Genomic DNA, 12,546 nt, shown 5'->3' on the forward strand with positions numbered 1-12,546 from the left:
TTAATAATATCCAAGAGAAGATAGCGAAAGCACTTGTAGATAAAGGCATGAGCGAAAGTATCGCTAGTGGCACAGCAAGTGGTTTGGTTAGTTTGACGCTATTAGGTGCTGGCAGTGCAGCAGGACTTGACACCTCAAGTACAGTGACTGCTACTAATGTGGATGCGAATAATAGACAGTTGCATCCGAGTGAGATTAAAGCACTAAAATCACGTGCCAAAATACTAGCAAAAGGAAACAAGGATTCAGAAGAATACTGGTTAAATCTACTTTACGGTGCTGCCTACGCAAAAGTTGATGCTCAAGGTAATAAAAAGTATGCTCAGTATGAGCAAGGCATAAGAAATGGCATTAGTGCTTCCTATCAATTAGGGGCTGGGCTTGGAAACACTTATCTTGCAGATTATAATAAAGCTGAGGCTATAATTAATGAGATGTCTAATAATGCTAAAGGATCAGTTTATTTAAAAGATAGTAAAGGCAATAAAATAACTGATAATAAAGGTAACAACATTGGTTTCTTAAATGCTGATAGTAATCAGTATAACAATAATACTTTATTGACGAATACCTACCCGCCTTCACCTCCAAACGGCGGAACTTCCTTACGTAGTAATGATCCAAGAAGAAATTTAGGAACTGCGTTAGAGTCACAAACCAGAGCTGCTGCTAGTCAAGTAGCTAATGTAGGCTCTGGTGCTATAACACCGATACATCCTGAGGATTATGCACTCCTAGGATATGGAGCTGCTAAAACGGTTACAAATATTGCTAAAAATAGAGCTGCTAAAGGAGCTGTTGCCAAAGCGACTGAAAAAGGAATAGGAACAAATCAGAATTACCAGTTTAATATGATAGAGAATCCAGGTCCATTATCACAAGTATCTAATATTCCAAAAGATAATCCAGCGCTGAATTTCGCAGGTGGTAAATATAACTCTATTATTTTGGATAAAGATATAGTGTTGTATAGGGCTGGAAAAGGTGGTGGTGGGAAAAACGCGTTGGGTCAATGGTTTACTGAAAAACCTGTTAAGTCAATTGCTCAAGTACGAATCGATTTAGCAGTTAAACCTCAATGGATTGATAACAGTGGTGCTTTGACAGGGTCATCACCTATCGAATCTGTATACGCGATAAGAATACCTAAAGGGACTACAATTTATAAAGGTCCCGTTGCTAATCAAGGAGGGGTGTATGTGGGTGGTAGAAATGTTGAACAGATATATGTTGACAAACCGTGGACTATAAAAGGTGTAGAAGTAATTTCAGAAAATTCATTAGGAAAATAATATGAATAATAAAAATAGATTAATTGAATTAAATAATTATTTCATTGAATTAAGAAAAATTTTGATTCAAGAGAACGAGAATAATTTTATAAGGGGTATCGATGTAATTCTAAATAGAATACAGCATTCACTAAATTACGATGAAAATGCCAAAGCAACTATTGAAAGTGTTGGTGACACTTACAGCTTTATGAATTCTGGTAACGGTAGCTTTTCTGACTTTTTCATTTGGAGGGAAAATTTTGATGAAAGAGTTGAAGCAAATGAAGTACTAATAGAATTAAGAAACAAAATAACCTTTTTGATAGCAAGCGTTAATGATAATTGATTGAGGAGTTTTAAATATTAAGTCAAACCTTACCGCTAATAGGAGGCAGCCCGTAGATACCATGAGAAAAAGCAAGCCTAAAGACTCAATTAAAATGTAAAGAAGCATCGAAAGGTCGCTGACTTTTCAGCACTGCCTGGGCAATGGCTAATATCTTACGCATTAAAGCAACAATGACCACCATTTTCGGTTTGCCATGATTGACCAAACGACTGACAAAGCTTTGGTAAGCACCCTCTTTATATTTACCAAACGAGAACCCCATAGCAGGCATATAAAGCACTTTTCGGATTTCAGAGTGCCCAATCTTAGAGATACGAGGTTTCTTTTCAATAGAAGTTCCTGATTGATGAATCATAGAAGTGAGACCTGCAAAGCGTGTAGGTTTATTAAAGCTTAAGGCACTCAGAATCTTAAAGATATTCAATGAGATTATTTTACTTAACTGTAAAGCTATATTAGCTTTTGCTGAGGGACAAGGCACAAACCTAACCAATAAAGAACAGTAACTCATGCCCCGCATATTTCACGACCTTTAAAGAACCCAAATCTATAGGCCATCCTTCTTATATTTTCATTTGTCCATAGCAGGCACTTTAAAAGCCAAAGCCGTTGCCAAACAAGCAAGTGACTCTTTGCAGGGTGCATCAAGCTTCGGCAACACCCGTATCCAAGCCACTGTAGGCACTCAAAAGAGCCAATCAAACAGCTCAAGCGACACAGAGGTCAACCACGCCTCAAACATCACTACTAATAACCTAGCCCTTATTGCAACCGGCGGTGGCACCGATAGCAACATCAACATCAATGGCAGTAATCTTAACGTCACCAATGACGCGCTGTTCCAAGCGGATAACAACTTAAATATTAACGCCGTGGCACAAAACAGCAATACTCGTAGTGATAACTCAAGCTCAAGTGCGGCTATTGGGGGCTATGCATCAACAGGTAGCGGTGTCGGTATCACCGCCAGTGCCAGCAAAGGCTATGCCAACAGCGACTCAGTCACTTATGCCGATAGCCAAGTCAACGTCGGTGGCACCACCACCTTTAACATTGGTAATGATGTCAATATCAAAGGCGGGGTCATCAACACCAATAAAGCCCAAGGCCAAATCCTTGGCGACGTCAATATTGAATCGCTACAAGACACCGCAACCTACGACAGCAACCAAAAGAATATCGGCTTTACCGCTGATATCGCTCTAGAGGGCGCAGGCTCAAGTCTATCGTTGAATGGTGGCAAGACCAATATCAATGCTGACTATAAAGGCGTGGGTCAGCAGTCGGGTATCTTTACAGGCGATGGTGGCTTTGATCTCACCGTAGATGGTAAGACCGATCTTATTGGTGGCGCGATTACCACTACTGATGCAGCACTAGCAGCAGGACTGAACAACTATGTCAGTAAAGGCGGCATTACCACTCGAGATATAGAGAACACCAGTAGCCATAAGGGCAGTGCAATACAAGTTGGCATCAGTCTTGGTATGACGAATAACAAACCTCAAGGCAATACTAATGGTTTGGGCTATGGCACTGATAGCGACAGTGATAGCAGTACCACCCGTGCAGGTATTACAGGTATTGCGGGTAACAGTGGCATCACCACTGATAATCGAGAGGAGTATGCAGGGGCGCTTGAGAATGTATTTGATGAAACCCGAGTCAATGAGGAGCTGGGAGCGCAGGTTGAAATTACACAAGCTTTTGATCAAGAGCGTCGTAAGATTAAGACGGAGCTTAATAAGAAGGAGAAGGGTTTAAGAGAAGAGGCTGAAGAACAAGATCAGTTAGGAAATACAGTTGATAGAGATAATTTGCTACTGCAAGCAGATAAAGTTCAAAAACAAGGGTTACTGTTTGACGCTGTCTCTGGCGCTATTTACGGACCGAATACTAATGGCGTTACAGGTTATGTGGCGAAAGCTGCAAGTCCATTTATCACTAGTCAAATTGGAACCTATTTTAAAGCCAATGAAGCCATCAATAGTATAGATGGTGGTGATCGATCAGAACAAGGTAGTGCGGCTCATATTTTAGCTCAAGGTATTTTAGGTGCAGCTATCAGCTATGCGACAGGTAACGATGCATTGACGGGTGGTATCTCGGCTGGTTCAGGGGAAGCAACCGCACCTCTCTTATCTAAATTTCTCTATGGTAGTAGTGACCCTCCCCCTATGTCACGATAGTTGTCACCCCTAAAATAATCTAGAGGGGGCGACAAGGAATAAAGATGTCAAGATACAGTGAGGAGAGAAAACAAATCATATTAAGCAAACTATCGCCACCGATGAACAAGAGCGTAGCAGAAGTTGCCAGAATTGAAGGTATAGGATTACAGACCCTGTATAATTGGCGTAATAAAGCCCGCGACCAAGGACAGCCCATGCCTGGAAATAAGAACACCCCTGACAACTGGTCAAGTGAAGCCAAACTTGCCACCATCATAGAGACCAGCGGACTATCAGAGAGCGAGCTTAGCGAATACTGCCGTAGCAAAGGGCTATACGTTGAACAAATCAAAGCATGGCGAGCAGGAGCGCTATCAGGATTCAATAAAGCTCAGCAGCAAAGCCTAACCGATAAGCGTCAACATCAAGCAGACCTTAAAAAGATTAAAAAACTAGAGCGTGAGCTGAATCGTAAGGAAAAAGCCCTAGCCGAAACAGCGGCCTTACTGGTGCTCAGAAAAAAGCTAAATGCGCTCTGGGAGACGGACAAAAACGAGGACGACTAACCTCACTGCCACAGCGTAAGCAAATCATCACCCTTATTCAAGAAGCCAACGATTCAGGGGCAAGGCTACCGCCTGCTTGTGCCGAGGCCAGCATTAGTGTGCGTACCTATAGGCGGTGGTATCAAGAGGGGCAAATCCGTCATGACAAGCGTGCTGAAGCTTTGCGTCCTATGCCAAGTAATAAGCTCACGGGCGATGAAACAGCAGCCATTATCGCTGTCTGTAACGAGCCGCGCTTTGCAAGCCTACCACCGACGCAAATCGTCCCCTCCTTGCTCGATGAAGGTGTCTACCATGCTTCAGAATCCACCTTTTACCGAGTGCTTAAAGCACATAGTCAACTAAGTCATAGAGGACGTAGCCTTGCACCACGTGCCTATAGTGCACCGCAGTCATTTACCGCCACAGGACCCTGCCAAGTATTCTGTTGTATGATCACGAGTCAGGAGAGCTTGCCGCTCGTCTGTTACAACGCACTTTAATTAAAGAGAAGTGCCTGCATTCAGGGGTGGTTCTGCACTCTGAAATAGCCTTGATCAGGCAAGGGCCTGGGTGCTTGAGTTTACGCATTGGTACAATACTGAGCATAAGCACAGTCAGCTTCGCTTTGTGACGCCTAATGAGCGCCATACTGGTGATGATAAAGTTATCTTAGCGAAGCGTAAGCAGACGATGGAGGATGCTAAAACACTAAATCCTACGCGTTGGGGATCGCGCGAAGTGAGAAACTGTAAGCCCGTCCCTCCAACGACATTGAACCCGTTAAAAGAGCCTAAATCAATTGATGAAATGAGAGTCGCTTAGTTGGTAAATTGGTGACAACTATGTTGACAAACACCGAAACTGCAGAAAGATGGTATGAAAATAAGAATAGTGCTGGATATACGGAGTCGCATGATGCAGCAGAACAGAAATGGAGTGGTAATCCATGGGAGATAGATGAATGAAAATTTTCAAAAAGAATGATAGATATATTGTAGTTAATATGACAGGCAATAAAAATAATTATTTATCAATAAAATTTGGTGATAAGAAAAATAAAATTATATTTAGAAACCTAGAAAATAAAGTTGTGGATTGCAATATAGACTCAGATCTTATTTTGGTTCAGGTGGAAAAGGCTTTAAGTAGAATAAAAGACAAGTATAAATTAGAATTTTATATAACAGATATTGAGTTTGTATCTTCTGACAGTTTTTCAGTAGATATCTATGAAAAGATGGCTTTCACACTGCTGAGTAACATTATTGCTAATGACTATCCAGAATTATGTGTAACCGATATTTAGAATAAATCTGCCCGATCTCCTACTCCTGATATAGACGGTGCAACCACGATTACTGGAAAACCTGATGGCAATAAGCTTGGTGCAGCTGAAACTGGTGGTGCGATATTAGCGATTGGTGATGCTAAAGAAGGCAGCTATACCAATAATCCTGATGGTAGTATCACAGGTCCAAGTGGTGGAAGATTAACCAGTACGGGTAAGGTTGATAACAATGGTGAAGAAATCTCTCAGCGTGATAGTGGCGGTTTTTATATTATTGATAAAAATGGCATACAACAACCTGTTAATTCACCCAATGAGCATGGTAATACGTTAGGCAATCAGCCTACCGAAATTTACCAAAAGTATGATGCTGAGGGGAACTACCTGAAAACGGGTATTTCGCAAAATGCTAATACTAGATACACAGATGCTGAAATTGACGGCGGTGAGGTTCGTGTCATTGGTGAGCGTCCACGAAATAAAGCTGTACAGACAGAGCGAAATATAACCGAACGCAACCCAGGACCTGACAATAAAGAGTCATGGGCAGGAAAACGCGATCCCTCACATCCCAATTATGACCCTAACTATGTACCGCCACACATTAAAAATAATAACGATTGAGGTTAATAAATAAGGGAGATAAGTTATGTATATGATTCAAATTGGTGTTCATTCTGGTAGCAATCAGGCTGGTAAAGCAATAAGTCCCTATCATGTGCTACTAAACAAAATATTTTACCAGAAACAAGATACTAGTGATTATTTTAAAAACTTGCTCTTCTTATCCATTGTTTTTAGAGTTAGTGGTAAACATCAAGACTTTGAGTCTGAAGGAGCAGAATTTCTACAAAAGTCAGACGGTCGAAACGTCTATACCATTGATTTAGTCATTCCACAAGAGCGATGGCAAAACAAAACTGACTTAGAGTTACGTTCTTATATTGCTGAAGGAGTCAGAACCTGCTTTGAATTACTAAAGGAAAAAGTAATAGAAATTGATGAAGTCATAGATGAATATAAATTAGAGCGTGACTTTGAGCATGGTATGACGCAGTTTATGACTTTGCCACTACCTGAGCTTAAAGGCAGCACGTAGGCTGGGTGGAGCTTGCGACACCCAGCATTTTAAAGATGTTCAACGAGATTACTTTGCCTAACTGTAAAGCTGTATCTGACCCTGCCGAGGGACGAGGCATAAACCTAACCCTTAAAAATAGATTGCCCATGATCAGCATATTTCACGACTATTAAAAAACTCAAATCTACAGGCCATGTTTTTTATTTATCTCATTCTTATTTTTCTTTAACCCGCACAGGCATCAGTCAAACTGCCAGCATCTATGTTGGTAATGGTCTCAAGGGACAGACAGATGCTGATGGAAACCCACTCACCACCTTTGTCGCCAATGTCGGCGGCAACACCACCTTTGCGGCAGGTGCTTTGAAAGTAACCGCATTGGCAAAAGAGGCTAACAAAGCCGCACAAGGACTGGCTAACGGTGTTAATGCAGACAGCCTATCAGGACTTGGCAACACCCGCATTCAAGCCACTGTAGGCACTCAAAAGAGTCAGTCTAATAGCTCAAGCTATACTGAGGTCAACCAAGCCTCAAGCATCACTACCAACAATTTAGCACTGATTGCAACCGGCGCAGGAGTAGATAGCAACATTAATATCAATGGTAGCAATCTAGACGTTACTAACAACGCCCTATTCCAAGCCGACAACGACTTTAACCTAAACGGCGTGGCGCAAAACAGTAATACCCGTAGCACTAACAAAAGCTCAAGTACCGCGATTGGAGCTTATGCCGATACCTCAGGTAGTGGTGGTATCACTGCCAGTGCCAGTCGTGGTAAAGGCTATGCTAATAGCGATTCAGTGACTTATGCCAATGCTCAAGTCAATGTCGGTGGCACCACCACCTTTGATATTGGTAACGATCTCAACGGTAAAGGCGTGGTCTTTAACACGGATAAAGTCCAAGGCTTTATCGGCGGCAATGTGACCTTAGAGAGTCCACAAGATACTCACTCCTATGACAGTAATCAAAAGAGCGCAGGCTTTAACCTTGATGTTGACCTCATGGGTAACGGTAAAGGCTCCAGCCTCTCTGTCAATGGTGCTAAGACTGATATCAATGCGGATTCTAAAATTGTTGGGCAACAAACAGGCCTCTTCGCCAATGAAGCCGATCTAATCGTTGAAGGCAAAGGTAACTTCAAAGGCGCTGTGTTTACCACATCAGAGGAAGCACAAGCCAATGGCAAGAGCAATATCGTCTTTAAACAAGGCGTCACCTCAACCGACATCGTAAACACCACAAGTTATGACGGCGATGCGATCTCTGCTGGTTTAAGTATTGGTAAGATCAAAGATAAACCGCAAGCTGGTATGAATGGTCTTGGCTACGGCACAGACGGTGATAGCGACAGCAGTATCACCAAAGGCGGTGTTAGTGGTTATAACGACGAGCAAGGTATTCTTACTACGGACAATCGCCAAGCACTTGCGGGTAAGCTTGAGAGTGTGTTTGATGCCAATTAGGTTGCTGAGGAGCTGCAAGCGCAGAATCAGATTACTAAAGAGTTCGGCAAGGAAGCGCCAAAGGCGGTTGGGGACTTTGCGGTTAATAGACAACTAGCTCTTATTGGACAAGGCAAAGTAGACGAAGCGGATAAATGGGCAGTAGGTTATGTGGCTAAAGCGGTTAGTCCACAAATCTCCTATAAGATTGGTCAAGCGTTTAAAGAAAATGACTATATAAATAAGAAGAATAACAATACAGAACTAGCAGGTGAGGGCAGTCCAAAGCATCTATTAGCGCATACCATATTAGGAGCAGCAGTAAGCTATGCCACAGGCAATGATGCCTTGACAGGGGGATTATCAGCGGCGGCTGGAGAAGCCACCGCACCGCTATTGTCTAAATACCTGTATCAGACGGAAGACCCTAGTGAGCTAACCGCTGAGCAGAAGGATACTATCAGTAGTATTACCAGCATTACAGGCACGGTCATTGGTGCGAGCACAGGTAATGTGACTGATGCAGTGAATGCGGGTGAGACCGCTAAGGTGGCGGTTGAGGATAATGGACTAGAAAATGTATTACTTCCCCATGAAATAGATGAAATAACAAATGTATGGGGAACTAAAACTCGACCTATAACAAAGAAAGATTTTGATAAATTTGTAGAAAGTATGTCTGCTACACTAGGATTCGATGTAGAAGATGCTGCGATACATATTTTTAGACCTTTATTAGACAGTCCAGTAGGTGCAGCTGCTGGACTAACGGTTAAAATAACAAGCAGTGGCATTAAAATAACCAGTAAAAGTGGAAAAGTTACAAACTATACGGCTAAACAGCTTGCTCAGTTAAATGCGAGTCGAATCGCTAGCAAAAATGCGGCTTCTGACTTACCCTCTGCAAATATAGGTTCAAATCTTCCTGTAAAAGTGGCTACTTCCCCTACTAAAAATGCTACGAATGCAAATGCTCAAGCCGCGTTAAAATCAAAACTTTCAGCGCTTCAAACAGCTCAAAACACAGCAATTAAAAGTAGAACATTACCTGACGGGCGTATAAGATATTACGCACAAGAGAAGCCCGCAAGTACATCAGGTAATACTAGAGGAGCATCTTTTGTGACTGAGCATAACCCCAAAACAGGCTATGTTAGACAGTGGATGGAAAGTTACAATCATAAAGGTGAAGTTATCAGAGTGAATCCAAAATCAATGGACAGCAGGTAACTGGGCAACATTATCCATCGACAGGTAAGCAATTAGGTCACTAAGTTAAATTGTATTTATAATGTATAAATCTAAGGTGAAGATATGGATGAACTTATAAAAACTGAATTGCTAGAATTGAGAAAACAGATATTGGCCGACTACCAACCTACTAAGGTATCAATACAAGCTATGAAATTTTTGCTTGATTATTCTAACGAGATACCTTATGAACTTCAGAGTGATCTGCACAGCTTAATAGCAATGGATATGGATGAATTCATATTACCTCAAGAGGAATGTATTGAAATTATTGATAGACTAATCGCTTGGCGTTCATGATAAAAAGTAAAAATGGTTAATATTAATAAACTAGAGTTTGAAAAATTTAAAGATGACATGAGTATTTTATCTGAAGAGTCGTCTTCTCAACAATTAATTAACATTATTAAAAAATTTCTCATATCTAATGAGGAGTTTTTTTCAGAAAAACCGTATAGTATTTACTAAGATTTTTTGGTTCATTGAAAGCGCAAGAATAAACGCGATCCCTCACATCCCAATTATCACCCTAACTATGTACCGCCACACGTTAAGAATAATAACAATTGAGGTTACTAAATAAGAGACAGTGTTACCGGATAAGTATAATTTTGATAAAATAGGTGGTAAAGCTTTACGAATGGCTCCCTTCACTAAAAAGGACTTAAATAATCCTAAAGATAGATGGGCGTATGCAATGAAACAAATGGGATATAAGAATATTACACCTGAGATGATGCCAAGGGTAAAAAGATGAAGAAAATTAAAGTACTAAAAACTCTTTATTTTCTACTTACTATTATGGCTATATTAGGATTTTTAGGCACAAATTATTTAGAGTCATGGACAAGCTGGTATGTCGGATATGATATTTCAAAAGTAGACTTGGCATTTACTTACTACTTCAATTATGGAATGTATCCAATAGAATATTATTATCTTAAAACATTAAGAGTAATAATTTATTTAATCTGGGGGCTTTCCTTATATTTTATCATTTATAAGATTAAGATTAAGCTGTGGATAATAAACATCACATATCCTATTTTTATATTCCAAACTTGTCTAATATTCAGTATGTTAACTCTTACAATGGTCTTTTAGCTAATCCTCTTACATAAGCTGTTGCTATCTGTTGAGCCTCTGCTTACGCAAAATGGCATAAATGTCTCTTCGAAAGAGACTTATGAGATCAGAAAATATTTTAGTATCGAACCAAACTCTATAGCATAATTTAAGAGCTACAATACTCAAGGTATCGTAGTTCTTTTCATATTATAAAGAGAAATTATTCTAACTTCACGATAAATCAAATAGACGTTATTGAACCGCCCCGACTTTATCGGAGAATGATTTATTTGAGTCAGGCAGCAATGCCTGACAGGGTTAAATTATCATAATACCGCTTTTCAAACTCAAAGGGTGACACATATCCAATCGTGCTATGTAAACGGGTTTTATTAAACCTGAGAAGCGTTAAAAATCGATTAATTATCGATTTAGCTTCGCAAGACAAGAGCTGTGCTCGCAGTGCCACCCACTCAAGGGTTGCCAGTTCAACATCGTTCACACCAGTCCAGTTCTGCTCTAAATAATGAAGCACCTCAGACTTGTAAAGCCCATTGACCGTTTCAGCCAATGCATTGTCATAAGAATCACCCGTAGTGCCAACAGACGCGTCAGCCATGCTGTCTCATTAAACGCTCTACGGTGCAACGAGCAACCTTTAATCCATCAGTTTTCATCTGCTGCCAGATTTTACGCACACCATAGCGGCATTTGCTGTCCTGCCAGATGCGTATGATTTCACTAAGGTAGTAGTCATCATGCTTCTGACGTAGTGAACGCTTTTCAGGGCAACTCTCCATTTCTTTAGCACGGTGATAGGTTGACGGGGCAATCGGTAATACTCTACAGATGGCTAGGGCCCCATAAAGATGTTTATTGTCGTCGATGAATTGAATCATGATTTTAGTCAGCGGTCGAGCTCCGCTTGGGCGAAAAAAGCGGCAGCCTTACAGATAATTTCGTTGGCTTGCTTAAGCTCTTCATTCTCGCGTTCAAGCGCTTTGATGCGCTCTTTGTCACTTTGCGCTTGCACTAAGGCAGAAATAGTTTTATCGATGTGTTTTTTATGCCATGATCGTAAGGTTTCAGGCGTGCAGCCAATCTTAGGGGCAATGGCTTGAATGGCTGACCAGGTGGAGGGATAGTCGTTTGCTGCTTCAATCAGCATACGAACGGCGCGTTCTTTAATCTCGGGAGTGTAGGTTTGTCTTTTCATTGTCGTATTCTCTCAGAATATTAAGTCTCCGACAATCTCGGGGTGGTTCACACAGGTCATAATTTTTTAAAAGAGAGCAAGTAATGAATATATTCGATGAAAATGGATCTAATTCTCTGAATCAAATATCAGAGATTGAAAATTTATTGCTTTATAAATTTCCTATTAAATATGTTGAATTGGTTCAAAAATATGACGCTTTACAATTAGAAGACAATATTTTTGACTTTATTAATATTTATGGCACTAAGGATGATAGAGATATTAATTTTATTAGTTTGAAGAAAAACCATGAAAACGGTAATATTCTTGATTTCCAAAAAAATGTTTGTGAAATTGATAATTATGGAATAAAGCATCTTATTGTATTCGGAATATGTGGCAATGGTGATTATGTATGCTTCGATTACAGGCATAATCCCATGACAGATAATTCAAAAGTAGTTTTAGTCTATCACGATAATTTCGTGGATTATGAAGATTGCAATAGTCACATGGTGATTAATCATGTTGCACACTCTTTTGAAGAGTTTATGGAGATGTTACACGAATAGTAAGTTATTTAAGGGTTGAAACCAAAGGATTTATTAGTCTAATAAATATACTGGTCAAATGAAACAAGCCTCCAAAGATATGTGGGAGTCGATTAAAGATGATCCTGTAGCTAAAAGTAAGTTTAGTAGCAAGCAATTATCGCAAATTCAATCTGGATCAAAACAAATAGATGGTTATACTTGGCATCATAATCCACAGTCCTCACCTAGTAACATACAGTTGATTCCATATGACATTCACAAGTCAAAGTCTGTTCCACACACTGGTCAAAATCCATTAAAAGATGGTAAATAGAT

11 protein-coding genes, 2 pseudogenes and 1 other annotated feature are annotated in these 12,546 nt (G+C 40.4%); of the genes and pseudogenes, 11 read left to right on the plus strand and 2 right to left on the minus strand.

The features are described from left to right. A partial coding sequence (locus tag KZA12_RS12235) for a hypothetical protein (RefSeq protein WP_256932959.1) occupies positions 1-1,292 on the plus strand: 1,292 nt, incomplete at its 5' end. Position 1,293: 1 nt separating this feature from the next. After that, entirely contained in the window at positions 1,294-1,620 is a 327-nt protein-coding gene (locus KZA12_RS12240) for a hypothetical protein (RefSeq protein WP_218690411.1), read from the plus strand. Positions 1,621-1,705: 85 nt separating this feature from the next. Here KZA12_RS12240 and KZA12_RS12245 read toward each other — a convergent pair whose 3' ends face one another. Continuing rightward, a complete protein-coding gene (locus KZA12_RS12245; RefSeq protein ID WP_218690412.1) occupies positions 1,706-2,134 on the minus strand; it encodes a transposase in 429 nt (142 codons plus the stop codon). Positions 2,135-2,198: 64 nt separating this feature from the next. On the opposite strand from KZA12_RS12245, the gene KZA12_RS12250 reads away from it, so the two are divergent. From KZA12_RS12250 to KZA12_RS12280, 7 genes and pseudogenes are all read left to right on the plus strand, one after another. Next, complete coding sequence (locus tag KZA12_RS12250) at positions 2,199-3,812, plus strand: hemagglutinin repeat-containing protein (RefSeq protein WP_218690413.1); 1,614 nt, start codon at positions 2,199-2,201, stop codon at positions 3,810-3,812. 44 nt (positions 3,813-3,856) lie between these two features. Continuing rightward, a pseudogene (locus KZA12_RS12255) lies at positions 3,857-5,164 on the plus strand (IS3 family transposase). Positions 5,165-5,303: 139 nt separating this feature from the next. Beyond that, a complete protein-coding gene (locus KZA12_RS12260; protein WP_218690414.1) occupies positions 5,304-5,648 on the plus strand; it encodes a hypothetical protein in 345 nt (114 codons plus the stop codon). Between the two features lie 631 nt (positions 5,649-6,279). Then, on the plus strand, positions 6,280-6,729 hold the full coding sequence (locus KZA12_RS12265) for a hypothetical protein (RefSeq protein ID WP_218690415.1): 450 nt from the start codon (positions 6,280-6,282) through the stop codon (positions 6,727-6,729). Between the two features lie 345 nt (positions 6,730-7,074). Further along, a complete protein-coding gene (locus KZA12_RS12270; protein WP_218690416.1) occupies positions 7,075-8,181 on the plus strand; it encodes a hemagglutinin repeat-containing protein in 1,107 nt (368 codons plus the stop codon). 150 nt (positions 8,182-8,331) lie between these two features. After that, entirely contained in the window at positions 8,332-9,390 is a 1,059-nt protein-coding gene (locus KZA12_RS12275; RefSeq protein WP_218690417.1) for a VENN motif pre-toxin domain-containing protein, read from the plus strand. Positions 9,391-9,474: 84 nt separating this feature from the next. Beyond that, positions 9,475-9,711 (plus strand): hypothetical protein, encoded by a 237-nt coding sequence (locus KZA12_RS12280; protein WP_218690418.1) that lies wholly within the window; start codon positions 9,475-9,477, stop codon positions 9,709-9,711. Positions 9,712-10,774: 1,063 nt separating this feature from the next. Here KZA12_RS12280 and KZA12_RS12285 read toward each other — a convergent pair. Beyond that, positions 10,775-11,695: pseudogene (locus tag KZA12_RS12285) on the minus strand (IS3 family transposase). Continuing rightward, positions 11,304-11,420 (minus strand) — a sequence feature (AL1L pseudoknot). (Overlaps the previous pseudogene by 117 nt.) Before the next feature lie 83 nt (positions 11,696-11,778). On the opposite strand from KZA12_RS12285, the gene KZA12_RS12290 reads away from it, so the two are divergent. Both KZA12_RS12290 and KZA12_RS12295 read left to right on the plus strand, forming a co-directional pair. After that, the gene (locus tag KZA12_RS12290) at positions 11,779-12,249 is read left to right on the plus strand and encodes an SMI1/KNR4 family protein (RefSeq protein ID WP_218690419.1); all 471 of its coding nucleotides are present in this window, start codon (positions 11,779-11,781) and stop codon (positions 12,247-12,249) included. Between the two features lie 58 nt (positions 12,250-12,307). Further along, the gene (locus KZA12_RS12295; RefSeq protein WP_256932960.1) at positions 12,308-12,544 is read left to right on the plus strand and encodes an HNH endonuclease; all 237 of its coding nucleotides are present in this window, start codon (positions 12,308-12,310) and stop codon (positions 12,542-12,544) included. The last annotated feature ends 2 nt before the right edge of the window (positions 12,545-12,546 follow it).

The sequence above is a fragment of the Psychrobacter sp. BF1 genome (assembly GCF_019279065.1).
Lineage (GTDB): Bacteria > Pseudomonadota > Gammaproteobacteria > Pseudomonadales > Moraxellaceae > Psychrobacter > Psychrobacter urativorans.